Raw genomic sequence first — 17,029 nt, 5'->3', positions numbered from 1 at the left:
AGGCAAGAAAATCAGCGAATTTCGACTTAAACGTCGATTTCAACGAGACTAGTATGCACCCATCGATTAACGTTTGGGAGCGGCAACGATGTCATCAGGAAAGATCTTGCTCATTACGGGCGTGAGTAGCGGCTTCGGTCGTGCGCTGGCACAGGAAGCGCTGGCGGCGGGACACAAAGTCGTTGGGACGGTGCGCAACGCGCAGGCGAAGCGTGACTTCGAATCGCTGTCGCCGTCATCGGCGTTCGGTCGTCTGCTCGATGTCACCGACTTCGACGCCATCGACGCTGTGGTGGCGGAGATCGAGGCCAACGTCGGCCCCGTCGATGTGCTGATCAACAACGCCGGTTACGGGCACGAGGGCATCATGGAGGAATCGCCGCTATCCGAGATGCGCCGACAGTTCGACGTGAACGTCTTCGGCGCGGTGGCGATGATGAAGGCGGTGCTGCCGTTCATGCGCGAGCGTCGGCGCGGGCACATTCTGAACGTTACGTCGATGGGCGGGCACATCACGATGCCGGGCATCACTTATTACTGCGGCAGTAAGTTCGCGCTGGAAGGGATTTCGTCGAGTCTCGGCAAAGAGGTCAAGCCGTTCGGCATTGCCGTGACGGCCGTTGCTCCGGGCTCGTTCCGAACGGACTGGGCGGGACGTTCGATGGCGCGCACGCCGCGCTCGATCCCGGACTACGACGCCAGTTTCGATCCGGTGCGGCGCGCCCGCGAGGAGAAGAGCGGAAAGCAGCTTGGCGACCCGGTGAAGGCCGCTCGCGCCATGCTCGCAGCCATCGACTCGGCACATCCGCCCGCGCACCTGTTGCTCGGTAGCGATGCGCTCAAACTCGTCCGGGAAAATCTGACGGCGTTGGAATACGAGTTCAGCCAATGGGAGACGCTCACGCGCTCAACGGATGGTTGAAGTGGAATCGATGCGGATGAAGCGCAAAGAGCGGGTTGCTAATCGGCCCGCGCGATGCGAAAACACCTTAGGGTGTCGCAAAAGCGCGGGTCGGCGATCGACGTTGCTCAGAGCAGGTCGGCGATCTGCGGATGGAATTTGACCGGATCGAAGACGGTGACGCGATAGTCGGCGAGACCGTGAATGCGGAACGGGTCTTGCTCGATGAGCGCGTCGAGTTCGTCACGCGACACCTTGCCGGAGACGATGAAGACGCCGCCGTTACGCGGCTCTTTCGGTCCGGAGGCGATGAAGATTCCGCGCTCGTACTGTGTGGAGAGGAACGCGCGATGCGCCTGCAACTGCGCATCGATGGCGTTCAGCGGTTGAATGTAGGTCAGTTCGACGATGTACATCAGGGTAGTCCCATCAGGAAAACGCGGCGATTGCCGCTTGAACGGCAGTTTAGCAATTCACCTGTCGACGCGTGCGGCACGTCGATCAATGGGCGCTGACCGGTGTTTCGTGCAGATGCCGCCAAACGATAGGTCCGTCTGTCTCGCGTTCGAACACCGCGGTTGAGCGACGCACCGTCGTATGGCCTTCACCATCGGTTTGTGTTTCGCGGTACGCCACCACGCCGCCTGTCGCTGCGAATGCGGGGGCGCTGGGAAATGCGGCGTGGGCTCATCGCTCCAGCCCGGCACGGTGCTTCTGATATTGGATAGCGGAGACGATGGCCACGCGCCGGATCGGTTCGGGCGGCAGCCACGTCGGCCGCTCGAAGCCTAGCGCGTCCGCCAACTCGGGCGACTGCTGGCCGCAGGCCATCTCGCCGAGCAGCTTGCCGAACATGCTGCCCTTGAGCACGCCCGCGCCGTTACAGCCGAGCGAGGCGAACAGGCCTTGCCGGACCTCACCGAAGTACAGCGCGCCGTTGCGGGTGAGCGCCGTCACACCGCCCCACACGTGCTCGAACTTGTGCGAGGCCATCTGCGGATAGCGGCGCTGATAGGCGTCGGTGAGCATGGCGTTGACGTCGCCTAGCGGACGCTCCTTCTCGTACGAGTAGGCGCTGCGCACGACGAACCGGCCGCCGAGCGTTTTGCGCAACGTCGTCCCCAAACGGTTCGCGGGGATCACGCCCCATTCGGCCGCCGGACCGAGCTTGGCCAGTTCGTCGGCGGAAAGCACGGGCGTCATCGCCGCATACGTGTAGATCGTGAAGACGCGATCGCGCGCGAGCCCCAGCTTGCTGGCAAAGCCGTTGTTGGCGACGATGACCTGGCCGGCGCGCAGTTGCGTGGTCGCTGTCGTCACCGTGAAAGGACCCGTGCCGTCGAGCGACACGACGGGCTCGTTTTCCCACAGACGAACATTCGCCGGCAGGCTGTCGGCGAGTCCGCGTACGAGGGCGGCCGGTTGCACGAAGACGTTGTTGTCCGAGTGGTAGCCGTAGCCGTAGTAGTCGGTGCCGATCTCGCGGCGCAGGGCGTCGCGCGACAACTCACGGTAAGGCACCCCCCACTCGCGGTACTGCGCGAGCGTGTCGCGCAGGCGTTGCTCGCCGTCGGGCGTAGCGGCTGCATGGTACTTGCCGACCGGGTTCCATCCGCAATCGATGCCGTACGTCGTCACCAGTTCGTGCAACCATTTCAGACCGAGGTCGTACAGGCGGATCTGCTTGCGGGCGACCTCGACCGGGCTACCGTGGCCGCCCATGCCGGTGTTATGGGGCAGGTTGATGAGAAAGCCCGAGTTACGTCCTGCAGAACCATTGCCGACGGTGGTGGCGTCGATCACGAGCACCGTGGCGTCCGGGCGGAGTTCCGCTACGCGACGTGCCGCCGCCAGCCCGGTGAAGCCCGCACCGATGACGATGACGTCGAAGCTGCGCGCGACCGGCGCTTGCGTGTGGGGCACGCGAGACGGCAGCAGTGCGTTCCAGCCTGCGCCCGCCTGATAGGCGGGGAAAGTACCCCGCGAAGCGCGGGAGGAAGTGACTTGATTGGACATGACGAGTGAATTGCGGGGGCTTGCGAAACGTTGCTGAGGTAGTGAAGCGTTATGCCGCCTGACTCTCCAGGCTGCGCATGACTTCGGTTTGCACCGTGTTCCAGATTTGCGATTTGAGTTCGTTGTAGCGCGGCGAGAGTTGCACTTGTGCGTCGCGAGGCATCGGGAGATCGTTCGTCAGATCGCAGGCCACGCGACCCGGGCGAGCGCTCATGATCACCATGCGCGTCGAGAGCATCAGCGCTTCGTCGATGGAGTGCGTGATGAAGACGATGGTCTTGCCGCTCTTCTGATAGATCTGGAGCAGTTCTTCCTGCAACACCTGACGCGTCATGGCGTCGAGCGCTGCGAACGGTTCGTCGAGCAGAATCACGTCCGGATCGTTCGCGAGCACACGTGCAATCGACACGCGCTGACGCATGCCGCCAGAGAGCGCCTTCGGGTAGCGGTCCTCAAAACCTTTGAGGCCGACCATGTCGATATAGCGTCGTGCGGTCGCATAGCGCGTGGTCTTGTCGATGCCTTTCATCTTCAGGCCGAACGCCACGTTATCGAGCACGCTCAGCCAGGGGAACAGCGCGTACTGCTGGAAGACCATGCCGCAATGCGGGTCGATGCCCCTCACTTCGCGGCCGTTCACACGGATACGGCCCGTCGTTGGCGCGTCGAAACCGGTGATCAGATTGAGCAGAGTCGACTTGCCGCAGCCGGACGCGCCGAGCAGCACCACGAACTCGCCGCGGGCGATGTTCATGTCGACGCGCTCCAGCGCCTGAAAGTCGCCGTACCGCTTCGATACGCCTTCGATGGCGATCATCGTGTCGGACGGCGTGCCGTTGCCATGATCTGCGGCGCGAGCGCCAGCGAGGGAATCGATGCGATCGTTCATGCTTGCCACCTCAACACCTTGCGCTCGATAGCGCGAAATACGATATCCGTCACGAGCACCGTGACGCTGATCATCACCATGCCGAGCACCACGACTTCCGTCTGGAAGAACTCCTTGCCGTTCATGATGAGAAAGCCCAGTCCTTCGCGTGCGGCGACCAGTTCGGCCGAGATCACACACGTCCACGAGAGGCCCAGAATGATCTTCATCCCGGAGAGGATCTGCGGCAGGCTCGCGGGCAGGATCACCTCGCGCATGACTTGCCAGTTGCTCGCGCCGAGGTTCTTCGCGGCGCGCACCAGCAGCGGATCGACGCTCCGCGTGGCTTCGATCACGTAGACCAGCGCCGGGGCGAACGTCCCCATGAACACGATGCTGTACTTTTGCGTCTCCGAGATACCGAACCACAGCAGCGAGAGCGGAATCCAGCTCATCGACGGTAGCGGGCGCAGGAAGGACAGGATCGGGTCGAACGCGGCGCGTGCATAGCTCGACGTACCCAGCACGATCCCCAGCGGAATGGCCACGACCGTGGCGGCAATGAAACCGGTCATCACGCGACGCGTGGAGGCGAGCACGTTCGAGAGCAGCGTGCCATCGCTCAGCATCGCGACGATGCGCTCACCGACCGCCGAGGGCGGCGGCAGAAACAGTGGGTCGATGACCCCGGTGCGGCAGGCTGCTTCCCACGCCAGCAGGAAGACGACCACGGACGCAAATCCCACACTCAGCAGCGTGGCGCGGGACGGTTGACGATGATTCACAATCAGACTCCTCAGGCGGATGCCGGTACGTGTCGGGGGTGCAGAAGGGGGGGCGTACCGGCACGCGGATGCTTACAGATACGACGTGTTGATCCACTGGCGCACGGCGGGCGCCTTGTCGATCTGCTTGTACGTCACGAGCATTTCGGCCAGACGCTGGAGGCCGTCGACATAGTTGCCCGGCGACTTGAGCAACTGCGTCTGTTGCGCGAGGCTGTACCACTCCGCGCCCTTGATCGTCTCGATCTGGTCGAGCGCCGACATGCCAGTGAGGCCGATCAGCGTGCGTGCGGCTTCATCGGGCTTGTCGCGCAGGGTCTGGCAGGCGTCGAAATAGACCTTCAGGTACTTGCGCACCACGTCCGCGTTCTTTTCCGCCCATGCATTGCGAACGATCAGGACGTCCGGCCCTGGCGTCACGTTGTACTTCTTGTAGAGAGAGAACTGCGTGTCGTCGGCGAGCAGCTTCATGCCCGTCATCGCGCGGATGCGGTTGAACTGCGGCGTCCAGGCGGCTGCGGCGTCGATCTGCCCCGACTGAATGGCGCCGGGAATTTCCGGGGCGGGGACGTTGAGCACCGTGACGTCATTCGACAGACCGGCACTGCCCAGCAGATCCAGTACCAGCAAATGCGCGCTCGACGCAAACGTCACGCCCAGCTTCTTGCCTTTGAGGTCCTGAAGGGAGTTCACCCCGTCACGCACGAACAGGCCTTCGACGCGTCCGAAGCTCTCCGGCACGGCCACGATAGAGAAATGCTTCGAGCCGCGTGCCATCAGCGCGAGCGCCGAGACGATCCCCGTACAGGCGATGTCGATGCCGCCTGAGAGCACGGCGCTCATGCGGGCCGACGACGTGCCGAACGATTGCCATTGCTGATCGATACCAGCGGCGCTCAGTGCACCCGACTTCATGGCGAGATAAGCGGGATAGTGGCCGAGCCATGCCGAGCCGCCGTACTGGAGCGTGGTGGCGTCGGCGGCGCGGGCGAAGCCCGACAGCGACAGACCGCCGACGGCGGCAGCAGCAGGCAGCGCCGAGAGTGCGGCGCTCGTGTGGAGGAATTTGCGTCGTGAGAGGTTCATGCGTGTCTCCTTTGTAGGCTATGTGTTATTCGCGTTGAACGGTGGGCGCGCTTCAGGTGAGGTTCGGTGTGGAATTCATCTGGCCCGGCGCCCCGGGCGGTGGTTCAGCACAGCGCCAGCCGCTCGCCCAGCCAGGGCATCAGGCGGCGCAGTTCGGGGAAGGCTTCCTGCGCGAGCGCGAGACGTCCGGCGAGAAAGCACTGCGAGGCCATCTCCGAGACCTCGCCTTCGCGCGAGACTTGGTAGATCGTTCGCGAGAGTGCGGGACCCGGCAGCGGCAAGGCGGCGACTTGCGAGAGCGAAGCGCGGCCTTGCAGCAGACAAAGTGGCGTGGCGATCGTGAAACCGACCTCGGCAGCGACCATCGACATCACCACGTCCGACGTATCGATTTCGAGGTGCATGCGTGGCGAGTGTCCGGAGCGGCGCAGGTGACGCTCGATCACCGCGCCGAAGTGGGAGCGTCCGGAAAAGCGAATCAGGGGCATCGACCGGATCAGTTCGCTGAGATCGGCGTTCGCAAGCTCGGCCTCGCGCGCCTTCGGCACCACGACAATGAACGGCTCGGTAAAAATCGGACGGCGCACGAGGCGTTCCATGTCGTGCATCGGATCGCTGGTGACGATCAGATCGAGTTGGCGGGCGAGGAGCGCTTGCGCGTGACCGTTAGCGAGACCGGACCAAAGAAGCAGCTCGCTGGTGCTCCCTGACATCTGCCTGACGATGGAGGGGCCGACGGTGGCGGCGAAGGAGTCGATCATGCCCACGCGTACAGCGGCGCGGCTGGCGACATCGGCGTCCTGCACCTGAGCGATGAGCCGGTCCATATCGTCCACGATTTGGCGGGCGTGACGCGAGAGCGCGAGGCCGGCGGGCGTGAGTTTAAGGGGGCGGCGTGACCGGTCGAGCACACGGGTGCCGACGGTTTGCTCGATCTGTGCGATGGCTTGGGAGATGGCGGACTGGGTGACGCCGAGGGTTTCGGCGGCGCCAGAGAGACTGCCGGCGCTGGCGACGGCTTCGAAGATCCGGAGTGATCGGACGTCGAGGTCTGCGCGTTTTTTCATCGGCGTGTCTCCATTCGTGGCGGCGGGTATCAGGGAGTGAGAAGGACTTTCCTGGGGCGCCGCGATGAATCGGTATAAGAATTTCTGGCGATTGTAGGGATATGGTGGGCTAAAACAAAACAAAGTTAAGAAAAACTAATACTTTGTATTAGAGGCTGAGAATTCGAAGCCTGTGGAGGGGGAAACCGAGGGTATCGGTCTCAGCGGAAGAAATCTGTGAGAGGAGGGGGAAAGGGAAACCGGAAAAAGAAAAAGGGAAAGGGGGGGAGGTTTCGGTTGAGGGACTGATGGTGATGAGAGGGACGGACCGGTGCCCCCTTCTGAATCGAGTTGGGTTTGTGTCTGAGAGGCGGAAGGGGGCAGCGGTCCGTCGGACTGCGGGAGGAGGAAGCGGGTCAGGCGGGTGAGGCGCGTCAGGCGGGTGAGGCAAAAGCTGAGCGCCGAGGCATGCGACAACGCCTCGGCGGTTGACATCAGAAAGCCGAGTCAGAACAACCGATAAGCCAAACGCGCTGCCACGCGTGCGCCGGTGCCTTGTGCATCGAAGCGCGGGTTGTACTCGGCGAGATCGGCCACGCGGAGTTTGCCGGAGCGGCGAACGTGGGTGACGATGGCTTCGATGACGGAGATCGGCACGCCATAGGCCGCCGGGGCCGAGACACCGGGCATGACGGGGGCGGGGAGCACGTCGAGATCGATGGTGAGGTAGACATGGCTGACGTCGGCAATCAGTGCGTCGATCTGTGCGAGACGCTCGTCGAGATGACGGTCCTGCATCTCGGTGTCTTCGACGTACGTCGCTTTTAACGCCTTGGCGCGTTCGAACAGCGACGCCGTATTGCTCAGGCGGCTGACCCCGAGACAGGCATAGTCGAACGGAAGTCCCGCAGCCTCGCAAGCTTGAGCGATCTGATCGAACGGCGTGCCCGACGTACCGGGTCGTGCTGTGCGTAAGTCGAAATGCGCATCGAGGTTCAGGATCAGTACTCGCGAACGGTCGCCCTGCGCGTCGAGGTGGGCGCGCAGGCCCTGCCACGTTCCCCACGCAATCTCGTGTCCACCGCCAAGCACCACCGGTTGTGCACCGGCGTCGAGTTGTCGGTGCACGGCGTCGGCGAGGGCCTGTTGAGCGGCTTCGAGGGCGTCGCCGTCGCAGACCACGTCGCCTGCGTCATACAGACAGGCGATGTCGTGCGCGGGCAGATTCGCCAATGCACGACGAATTGCAAGCGGGCCTTCGGCGGCACCGATGCGGCCCTGATTGCGTTTGACGCCGGCGTCGCTCGCGAACCCGAGTAATACGGGCGCGCCGCGCGCCGGGGCATCCGTCAGCGCATCGATCTCGCGCACGACATTAAAGAGACGGCGCGTGTCGCCGCGCTCGCCGACGTCCGTACGACCGTGCCAGACCGGCGTGTCGCCGGAGACCGGTTTCAATTGCGTTGCCATGAAGATGTCTCCAGTTCGCGGACGCTCAGCGCGTCGACAAATCGCGCCACTCGCCGTTGCGCACCGTGCGGGAGGGCAGCTCCCCGCCCAGCCAGTACGCCAGCTCCGCCGGACGCTCGATGTCCCACGCCACGAAGTCCGCCGCCTTGCCCGCTTCGATCGTGCCGTGCGTATCGAGCATGCCGAGCGCCTTGGCTGCGTTACGCGTCACGCCAGCCAGGGCTTCTTCCGGCGTCAGCCCGAAAAGCGTGCAGGCCATGTTCAGCATCAGACGCAGCGACAGGGCAGGCGACGTGCCCGGATTCAGATCCGAGGCCACCGCAATATCGACGCCGTGATGTCGCAGCAAGTCCACCGGCGGACGACGCGTCTCCTGCAACATATGGAACGCGCCCGGCAGCAGCACGGCGACCGTACCCGCGCGCCCCATCGCGGCAGCGTCTTCGGGCGTCATGTACTCCAAATGGTCGGCCGACAATGCGCCCAGCTCTGCGGCCATGCTCGAACCACCGAGCGGCGACAACTGCTCCGCATGCAGCTTCACCGGCAGCTTCAGCTTTTGAGCGCGAAGCAGCACACGCATCACCTGCGCCGGTGAGAACGCAATCGTTTCGCAGAAGGCATCGACCGCATCGACCAGATGCTCTTGCGCGAGCGTCGGCAGGATTTCGGAGCAGACGTAATTCACGTACTCGTCCGCCTTGCCTGCGAACTCCGACGGTACCGTGTGGGCGGCCAGACACGTCGTCTTCACCGTGACCGGCAGCGTCTCGCCGAGACGACGTGCCACGCGCAGCATCTTGCGTTCGCTGTTCAGATCCAGCCCATAGCCGGACTTGATCTCGACGGTGGTCACGCCGTCGCGCATCAGCGAGACCAAACGCTTGCGGGCGGATTCGTAGAGGGCATCCTCCGTGGCGTCGCGGGTGTGACGCACCGTGTGCTTGATGCCGCCCCCGGCCGCCGAAATCTCCGCGTAACTCACACCTTGCAACCGCTGCTCGAACTCGAGACTGCGGTTGCCGCCAAACACCAGATGCGTATGGCAATCGATCAGGCCGGGCGTGACCCACGCGCCCTGAAGATCGACGCATTCATCCGCGCCGGAAGCCGAGCGCTCGCCACGCGGACCCACCCATTCGATCTGCTTGCCGCGCGTGACGATCACGGCGTCTTCGATAGCGTTGTAGCGGCCGTCGCGCATCGTCGCGACATGGCAGTGCTTCCAGTAGGTACGTTTCATGTGAGGCTTATTCCAGACTCATACGGTTGCGTAATTGCGCTTCCTTGGGTTTGACACCGAATTGATACGCCACCGACATCAGCACGATCCAGCCTGCACCGACGTAGAGCGCGACGCGCGTGTCTTCCCGATACCCAAGCACACCGATCACGAAGAGCATGAAGGCGATGGCGACGGCCGGACCCACCGGCCACAGCGGCACCTTGAACTTCAGCGCGGCCACTTCCTGCGCCGACAGACGACGGCGCATCGCCACCTGCGAGAGCAGGATCATCAGCCACACCCAGACCGTCGCGAAGGTGGCGATGGACGCAATGATCAGGAACACGCCTTCCGGAATCAGGTAGTTCAGCACCACGCCGCCTAGCAACGCGAACGTCATCACCAGTACCGTGACCCAGGGCACGCCGTGACGCGAGGTCGCCGAGAACGCGGCCGGGGCCTGACCATGCTCGGCCATGCCGAACATCATGCGTCCCGCGCCGAAGATGTTGCTGTTGATCGCCGAGATCGCCGCCGAAATCACGATCACGTTGAGAATCGCTGCGGCCGACTTGATGCCGAGGCCCGAGAAGATCTGCACGAACGGGCTGCCCTGGCTGCCGATGCCGGTCCACGGGAAGATCGTCATGAGCACACACATCGTGAGCACGTAGAACAGCAGAATTCGAGCGGGTACAGCGTTGATCGCACGCGGAATCACTGTCTCCGGATTCTTCGCTTCGCCGCCCGTAATGCCGATGATCTCGATGCCGCCGTAGGCGAACATCACCACCGCCAGCGACGCCACCAGTCCCCCCCAGCCGTTCGGCAGGAAGCCGCCGTGCGACCAAAGATTGCTGACTGCCGGGGCGTGCTCGCTGTGCAGTTGCACGCCGGTAAAGAGGATGAACCCGCCGCCCACAATCATCGCGACGATGGCGAGAATCTTCACCAGCGCCAGCCAGAACTCCATCTCGCCGTACACCTTGACGTTGCAGAGGTTCAGCCCGCAGATCAGCATCACGATGCCGAGCACCCAGATCCATTGGGGGACGTCCGGAAACCAGAAACCCATGTAAATGCCGAAGGCGGTCACGTCCGCAAGACAGACGATCACCATTTCCAGAATGTAAGTCCAGCCTGTGAGGAAACCGGCCAGCGGCCCAAGGTTATCGCGTGCGTAGCGACCGAACGAGCCCGACACCGGCTGACGAACGACCATTTCGCCGAGGGCACGCATCACCATATAGACGGCGGCGCCGCCCACGATGTACGCAAGAATGACCGCCGGGCCTGCGAGTTGGATGGCCGACGCCGAGCCGTAGAACAGACCGGTGCCAATGGCTGAGCCGAGCGCCAGAAAGCGGATATGCCGCGCGCTCAGATTGCGTTGCAGGTTTTTCAAGCTGTCTCCTGAATGCCTAATGAGCCGGCCCGCGTGCGCGGGCGGCAGGTGAACTCGGGTTGTGCGTGGACCGGTCCGAAGGGCGAACCCATGGACCGGCGAACGAGGGGGCAACCCGGTACGCCACAATGCCGGTGCGCGAATCACGGTTCGTTTCGCCCCGGCAAGGGGCCAATTCAAACGCGGATCAACAGTGACTCAGACGCTCGGCAACGTACCGGCGGGCACAAGTGCGCTCAGTTGTCGTTGCGCAATCAGTTCGCTGGCGCCCTCGATGTCCGGGGCGAAGTAGCGATCCTTATCGTAGAACGGAACCGACCGGCGCAGCAGTGCGCGTGCCTTTTCAAGGGCCGGCGTGGTCTTCACGCCTTCGCGGAAGTCCAGTCCCTGCGCGGCGCTCAGCCATTCGATCGCAATGATGCCCTTGACGTTATCGGCCATCTCCCAAAGCCGCTTACCGGCATTCGGGGCCATCGAGACATGGTCTTCCTGGTTGGCCGAGGTGGGGAGACTATCAACGCTGGCCGGATGTGCCAAGGCTTTGTTGTCGGATGCGAGTGCGGCGGCCGTCACTTGCGCGATCATGAAGCCGGAGTTCACGCCGCCGTTAGCGACGAGAAACGCGGGCAACTGCGACATGTGCTTGTCCATCATCAGCGAGATGCGGCGCTCGCTCAGCGCGCCGATTTCGGCCAGCGCCAGCGCGAGATTGTCGGCCGCCATCGCGACCGGCTCGGCGTGGAAGTTACCCCCGGAGATCACGTCGCCTTGTTCCCAGAAAACGAGCGGGTTGTCCGACACCGCGTTCGCTTCGACGGCGAGGACTTCTGCGGCCTGACGGATCTGCGTGAGACACGCGCCCATCACTTGCGGCTGGCAGCGCAGCGAGTACGGATCCTGCACCTTCTCGCAGTTGGCATGCGACTGGCCGACTTCGCTCGTCTCCCCAAGCAGGTGACGGAACACCGCTGCAGCGTCGATCTGGCCGCGCTGACCGCGTGCCGAGTGGATACGGGCGTCGAACGGCGCACGCGAGCCGAGCATCGCTTCGACCGTCATCGCGCCGCACACGCTCGCGGCGGCGTACATATCTTCCGCTTCGAACAAGCCGCGCAGCGCGTAGGCCGTCGAGACCTGCGTGCCGTTGAGCAGCGCAAGGCCTTCCTTTGCGGCAAGCGTCAGCGGCTCGAGACCGGCGATGGCGAGCGCCTCACGCGCGTTCATCCACTGACCGCGGTAGCGGGCCTGACCTTCGCCGAGGAGCAGCAGCGACATATGGGCGAGCGGCGCGAGGTCGCCCGACGCGCCGACCGAACCCTTGAGCGGAATGCGCGGATAGACTTCGGCGTTCACCAGCGTGACAAGCGCGTCGATCACCTTGCGGCGAATGCCCGAGAAGCCGCGCGCCAGGCTGTTGATCTTCAGGACCATGATCAGACGCACGAGTGCATCGTCGAGCGGCGCGCCTACGCCAGCGGCGTGCGAGAGCACGAGCGAGCGTTGCAGGTTCTCCAGGTCTTCGTGTGCGATGCGCGTGGAGGCGAGCAGACCGAAGCCGGTGTTGATGCCGTAAGCGGTGCGGCCTTCGGCCACGATGGCTTCCACGCAGGCCACGCTCTTATCGATGGCGGCGTACGCCTTCTCATCGAGCGTCACGGTGGTCGGGTTCTGATAGACGTCGCGCAGTTGCGCCAGCGTGAGGGTGCCGGGCGTCACGAACAGTTGTGCCATGGACGGATTTCCTTGATTCGACATATCGGGGGGTGTCTTGTCTTGATATTTACTTTGCGGTGTTCAGCATCGGCAGGTTGAGGCCGTGTTCACGGGCGCAATCGATGGCGATGTCGTACCCGGCGTCGGCGTGGCGCATGACGCCGGTCGCCGGATCGTTGTTCAGCACACGGGCGATGCGTGCGGCTGCGGCATCGGTGCCGTCGCACACGATGACCACCCCGGAGTGTTGCGAGAAGCCCATGCCGACGCCGCCGCCGTGGTGCAGCGAGACCCACGTTGCGCCGCTGGCCGTATTGAGCAGCGCGTTGAGCAGCGGCCAGTCGGAGACAGCGTCCGAGCCGTCGCGCATGGCTTCCGTTTCACGGTTGGGGCTGGCGACCGAGCCGGAATCCAGATGGTCGCGGCCGATCACCACGGGTGCCGAGAGTTCTCCCGAGCGTACCATTTCGTTGAACGCCAGTCCGAGCTTGGCGCGCAGACCCAGTCCCACCCAGCAGATACGCGCCGGGAGGCCCTGGAAGGCGATGCGCTCGCGCGCCATGTCGAGCCAGCGGTGCAGGTGAGCGTCGTCGGGGATCAGTTCCTTGACCTTGGCGTCCGTCTTGTAGATGTCTTGGGGATCGCCCGAGAGCGCAGCCCAACGGAACGGGCCGACACCACGGCAGAACAGCGGACGGATGTACGCGGGCACGAAGCCGGGGAAATCGAACGCGTTCTGCACGCCTTCTTCCTTGGCCATCTGACGGATGTTGTTGCCGTAGTCGAACGTCGGCACGCCCATGGCCTTGAAGTCCAGCATGGCCTTCACGTGAACGGCCATCGATTGCTTGGCGGCCTTCACGACTTCGGCGGGCTTCGAGCGGGCACGTTCGCGGTACTCGTCCCAGGTCCAGCCGACCGGCAGATAGCCGTTGAGCGGGTCGTGCGCGCTGGTCTGGTCGGTGACCATGTCCGGGCGCACGCCGCGACGCACCAGTTCCGGCAGAATCTCGGCCGCGTTGCCGCACAGGGCGATGGAGACGGCCTGACCTTGCGCCGTGTACCGGGCGATGCGGGCGAGGGCGTCGTCGAGATCCTTGGCTTGCTCGTCGACGTAGCGCGTGCGCAGGCGGAAGTCGATGCTCGTCTGCTGGCATTCGATGTTCAGCGAGCATGCACCGGCCAGCGTGGCGGCCAGCGGTTGTGCGCCGCCCATGCCACCCAGACCGGCGGTCAGCACCCAACGGCCCTTGAGGTTGCCGCCGTAGTGCTGACGGCCCGCTTCCACGAAGGTCTCGTACGTGCCTTGCACGATGCCCTGGCTACCGATGTAGATCCAGGAGCCAGCGGTCATCTGGCCGTACATAGCCAGCCCCTTGGCGTCGAGTTCGTTGAAGTGTTCCCAGGTGGCCCAGTGCGGCACCAGATTCGAGTTGGCGATGAGCACGCGCGGCGCGTCGGCATGCGTCTTGAACACGCCGACCGGCTTGCCCGACTGGACGAGCAGCGTTTCGTCGTCGCCCAGCGTCTTGAGCGTCTCGACGATCTTGTCGAAGCATTCCCAGTTGCGGGCAGCGCGGCCGATGCCGCCGTAGACCACGAGCGCGTTCGGATTCTCGGCAACGTCCGGATCGAGATTGTTCATCAGCATGCGAAGCGGGGCTTCGGTGAGCCAGCTTCTGGCATTGAGCTGCGCGCCGCGCGGGGCGCGGATCGTGACGTCGCGATATCGGGTGAATTGGCTCACGGTAAGTCCTCTAGTTCTGAGCAGATGATGACTTGTACAGTATTGTATATACAACCAATCGGGAACTAGGGTTTTCACGAACGCCGAACCCGAGTAGGGCGCTCGTCCGAGGTTGCGTGTCGACGGACTTATGCGTGAGGGCGCGTGACCCGGCGTGATGGCTCGCAATCACGCGCGATCACGTTAGATTACTCGGCGTCGCCGAATCGCCCTTCGAGACGGTGGCGCGAACCCGGATGCAGCAAACGGGCGACGGAGACGACACGCTTACCCGACCACGTCCGACGGCGAATCAGCAGGCAGGGCTCGGTGCGCTGGATTTGCAGCATCTGGGCTTCGTCCGGCGTCGCCGTGACGGCTTCGACCACATGCTCGCCCGAAGTCAGCGGCGAGGTGCGCTGCAGGTAAGCGTTGGGCGTGAGTTTGGTGAAGTCCTGCTCAAGATAGTTCGGCGCGAGCGCAGGATTGACGAAGCGGTCTTCGATCTGCACCGGAATGTTGTCCTGATAGTGGACGATGACCGAATGGAACAGCTTTTCGCGTTCCTGCAATCCCATCGCCAATGCGCGCTCGGGTCCGGCCAGCTCCTCGCGCAGTAGCTTCACTTCGGCGCGGTGGCGATGGCCGTGCTCGGAGATCTCGTCGGCGATGTTGTTGACGGCGAGCAGCGGCGAGTGCGACTTAGGTTCGGCGACGAACGTGCCTACGCCCTGCATGCGCACGAGCCGACCTTCGGCGGTCAGCTCACGCAGCGCGCGATTGACCGTCATACGGCTGACACCGGACTGTTCGACGAGTTCGTTTTCCGACGGCACGCGGTGATGCGGTGGCCAGGCGCCCGTGTCGATCTGACGGCAGATGAACTGCTTGAGCTGTAAATAGCGCGGCGCAGGCCCTTGTTCGTTGAGCGTTTCGGCAGTGGGCTGAGCAGTTTGGCGTGGCACCTTGTTGGCCTCTCCGGTCACGAGTGTGCGGGTGGGGAAAGCCTGAAGGATAAGCCAATCGCCTGCCGGAGACGAGAAAAAGAGATTCATCGTGGTACAAAGATGCCGACGACCGTAGTTTCCCAAGCCCGCGTGGCCTGCGCAACCTGCTCAGCGCGCGGATTGCGCAACGCCTTCATCGCTACGCTGCCGACGCGACCATCCTCTCCCTCTTGAATGCAGTGAGCGCACGTCCCTGCGGCGAGGACGCCGACACGGCCGATCCGGGGACGTCATAGCGTAGGTAGTCGTTCAGAACGGCCATTTGATTTGGGGTCGGCGTGCCTCCACCTGCCGCCAGACCCCACGTGACCACGCCGCCGCCCGCCGGGATGGCAGCAAACGCCTGACTGTTGGCGTACACCGCCCGAATGTCGACCAACTGTGATTGCACCGCCGACGAGTCGCCACCGCGCTCAGCAGCGCCCCACGTTACTACCGTGCCATTTGGCCTGAGCGCTGCGAATGCCACCGCCGTTCCCGTCACCTGAACGAACTTTTCCGACGCATACTCAGGCGGGAGCGAGCCACCATAGCCAGGGAGTCCCCAGCACACGATCTGGCCACCTTCACGGCGCGCGCAGAAGGCGTAATCAATCCCCACGATCTCGACAATGTCGTTGTATTGCTTGATGTGATCAGGCACCTGTCCGCCATAATCACCGCGCCCCCACGCGAGAATCTTGCGCTCGGACGTGAGCACCGCAAACGCACCGAGCGTCGAAGCGGCGATCTCGACAATGTTGCTCGCGCTCTCCACTTCAGTCGAGAGCCTGCCGCCGTTAGTCTGATCCCCCCAGGCCTTAACAACGCCAGTAGTGCGCAACGCGCAAAAGGCGCTGCTGTTGCCGCGCACGCTCGTGTGGGGATATGCCTTGAATGCCGGGGGAATTTCGCCACCGTAGTCCTTTGGCCCCCATGTCAGCAGATGGCCATTGGTTCGCATCGCACAGAATCCCCACCCGTTGGCGAACACGCTTTTCGCATCGCCCACCGCACTCGCCTCAGGCGTCAGCGTGCCGCCGGCGTGGGGATCGCCCCAGGCCAGAAGCTTTCCATCGCGCTTGATGCACGCGAATGACGTGTGACCGCCTGTTAGATGTGCGACGTTGGTCGGCGATGGTGACGTTGCGCCACCAAGGCGCCCATCGCCCCACATCACCACGTTGCCGTTGCTTCGGAGGGCCGCAAACGCGCCGTACGTGTGGTGGATCTCATCAATATCCAGCTCCATGAGGCTCGGCGGAATATACCCGCCATAGTCGACATGACCCCACGCATACGGCTTACCGGTACTGAGCCGCGCGGCGAAGGCGGCAGCCCCGTTGGGCGAGGTATGATTCAGCCCGGAGCCCACCAGATGTAAAGGAAGCACGGACACGGACGCGTTTTCAGTTCTCACGTGAAGCAATCGCCCGGGTTCAGTGTCGAGGAACGACACACCGGACTTCGACGCCACATCACCCTCGTATCGCCACTCGGCCACGAGGTCGTCGCGCGTCGTGGCGCTCAGGGCACGCAGATACCGGCCCGATCCCGACATGCAGAGGCCCAGATCCCCATTGCGGGCGCCAAGGACGATCAAGTCGCCGCCGCTCGACTTGCGATACACCTCATACATCGAGACAGGCGAGGCTTCGGTGTCACCACTTAACGCCCGCCGGATTGTGTAGCGCACAGTGACGACCGTACCGTTACTCTCGACCACCTGGGTCTTCGGCACCTTCCCCCGGCGTCATACTAGTTGTCGCCTCTGAACTTCCTTATTAAGTAGCGTCAGAGGT

The 17,029-nt window shown here is 63.6% G+C and carries 14 protein-coding genes and 1 pseudogene; 1 reads left to right on the top strand and 14 read right to left on the bottom strand.

The genetic code is table 11. The annotated features are described in order from the left end of the window. The first annotated feature begins 88 nt into the window (after positions 1-88). The gene (locus MB84_RS12780; protein WP_046292048.1) at positions 89-922 is read left to right on the top strand and encodes an oxidoreductase; all 834 of its coding nucleotides are present in this window, start codon (positions 89-91) and stop codon (positions 920-922) included. A gap of 107 nt (positions 923-1,029) precedes the next feature. Here MB84_RS12780 and MB84_RS12775 read toward each other — a convergent pair whose 3' ends face one another. The 14 genes and pseudogenes from MB84_RS12775 to MB84_RS12715 all read right to left on the bottom strand — a co-directional run bounded on the left by MB84_RS12775 (position 1,030) and on the right by MB84_RS12715 (position 16,968). After that, entirely contained in the window at positions 1,030-1,317 is a 288-nt protein-coding gene (locus tag MB84_RS12775; RefSeq protein ID WP_046292047.1) for a YciI family protein, read from the bottom strand. Positions 1,318-1,402: 85 nt separating this feature from the next. Further along, a pseudogene (locus tag MB84_RS30975) lies at positions 1,403-1,546 on the bottom strand (DUF4440 domain-containing protein); the annotation flags it as partial. Between the two features lie 42 nt (positions 1,547-1,588). Next, positions 1,589-2,917: an NAD(P)/FAD-dependent oxidoreductase gene (locus tag MB84_RS12770; RefSeq protein WP_046292046.1), complete on the bottom strand. Its 1,329-nt coding sequence runs from the start codon at positions 2,915-2,917 to the stop codon at positions 1,589-1,591. Between the two features lie 49 nt (positions 2,918-2,966). Further along, positions 2,967-3,734: an ABC transporter ATP-binding protein gene (locus tag MB84_RS12765; protein ID WP_046293751.1), complete on the bottom strand. Its 768-nt coding sequence runs from the start codon at positions 3,732-3,734 to the stop codon at positions 2,967-2,969. 68 nt (positions 3,735-3,802) lie between these two features. Next, positions 3,803-4,570: an ABC transporter permease gene (locus tag MB84_RS12760; protein WP_046292045.1), complete on the bottom strand. Its 768-nt coding sequence runs from the start codon at positions 4,568-4,570 to the stop codon at positions 3,803-3,805. Between the two features lie 72 nt (positions 4,571-4,642). Next, complete coding sequence (locus tag MB84_RS12755) at positions 4,643-5,656, bottom strand: ABC transporter substrate-binding protein (RefSeq protein ID WP_046292044.1); 1,014 nt, start codon at positions 5,654-5,656, stop codon at positions 4,643-4,645. Between the two features lie 104 nt (positions 5,657-5,760). After that, positions 5,761-6,723 carry a LysR family transcriptional regulator gene (locus MB84_RS12750; RefSeq protein WP_046292043.1) on the bottom strand — a complete coding sequence of 321 codons (963 nt, stop codon included), beginning with the start codon at positions 6,721-6,723 and terminating at the stop codon, positions 5,761-5,763. Between the two features lie 486 nt (positions 6,724-7,209). Further along, positions 7,210-8,172, bottom strand: a complete 963-nt coding sequence (gene hutG, locus MB84_RS12745; RefSeq protein WP_046292042.1) for a formimidoylglutamase — start codon at positions 8,170-8,172, stop codon at positions 7,210-7,212. Positions 8,173-8,197: 25 nt separating this feature from the next. Continuing rightward, positions 8,198-9,415, bottom strand: coding sequence for an imidazolonepropionase (gene hutI / locus MB84_RS12740; protein ID WP_046292041.1), 1,218 nt, complete (start codon positions 9,413-9,415; stop codon positions 8,198-8,200). 7 nt (positions 9,416-9,422) lie between these two features. Continuing rightward, complete coding sequence (locus tag MB84_RS12735; protein ID WP_046292040.1) at positions 9,423-10,802, bottom strand: amino acid permease; 1,380 nt, start codon at positions 10,800-10,802, stop codon at positions 9,423-9,425. 198 nt (positions 10,803-11,000) lie between these two features. Continuing rightward, a complete protein-coding gene (gene hutH / locus MB84_RS12730; RefSeq protein ID WP_425415863.1) occupies positions 11,001-12,557 on the bottom strand; it encodes a histidine ammonia-lyase in 1,557 nt (518 codons plus the stop codon). A 25-nt stretch (positions 12,558-12,582) separates the two neighbouring features. Beyond that, complete coding sequence (hutU, locus tag MB84_RS12725) at positions 12,583-14,262, bottom strand: urocanate hydratase (protein WP_046292038.1); 1,680 nt, start codon at positions 14,260-14,262, stop codon at positions 12,583-12,585. A gap of 188 nt (positions 14,263-14,450) precedes the next feature. Beyond that, on the bottom strand, positions 14,451-15,206 hold the full coding sequence (hutC, locus tag MB84_RS12720) for a histidine utilization transcriptional repressor HutC (RefSeq protein ID WP_046293750.1): 756 nt from the start codon (positions 15,204-15,206) through the stop codon (positions 14,451-14,453). 181 nt (positions 15,207-15,387) lie between these two features. Then, positions 15,388-16,968, bottom strand: coding sequence for an RCC1 domain-containing protein (locus MB84_RS12715; protein WP_169835005.1), 1,581 nt, complete (start codon positions 16,966-16,968; stop codon positions 15,388-15,390). Positions 16,969-17,029: the final 61 nt, after the last annotated feature.

The organism is Pandoraea oxalativorans, assembly GCF_000972785.3.
Classification (GTDB): Bacteria; Pseudomonadota; Gammaproteobacteria; order Burkholderiales; family Burkholderiaceae; genus Pandoraea; species Pandoraea oxalativorans.
This window is presented reverse-complemented; position numbering and strand designations above follow the sequence as displayed.

Coding starts and splice junctions, on each gene's coding strand:
- MB84_RS12775 (WP_046292047.1), bottom strand. CDS start 1,317: ATGTACATCGTCGAACTGACCTACATTCAACCGCTGAACGCCATCGAT.
- MB84_RS12765 (WP_046293751.1), bottom strand. CDS start 3,734: ATGATCGCCATCGAAGGCGTATCGAAGCGGTACGGCGACTTTCAGGCG.
- hutH (WP_425415863.1), bottom strand. CDS start 12,557: ATGTCGAATCAAGGAAATCCGTCCATGGCACAACTGTTCGTGACGCCC.
- MB84_RS12755 (WP_046292044.1), bottom strand. CDS start 5,656: ATGAACCTCTCACGACGCAAATTCCTCCACACGAGCGCCGCACTCTCG.
- MB84_RS12770 (WP_046292046.1), bottom strand. CDS start 2,917: ATGTCCAATCAAGTCACTTCCTCCCGCGCTTCGCGGGGTACTTTCCCC.
- hutI (WP_046292041.1), bottom strand. CDS start 9,415: ATGAAACGTACCTACTGGAAGCACTGCCATGTCGCGACGATGCGCGAC.
- MB84_RS12780 (WP_046292048.1), top strand. CDS start 89: ATGTCATCAGGAAAGATCTTGCTCATTACGGGCGTGAGTAGCGGCTTC.
- MB84_RS12750 (WP_046292043.1), bottom strand. CDS start 6,723: ATGAAAAAACGCGCAGACCTCGACGTCCGATCACTCCGGATCTTCGAA.
- hutG (WP_046292042.1), bottom strand. CDS start 8,172: ATGGCAACGCAATTGAAACCGGTCTCCGGCGACACGCCGGTCTGGCAC.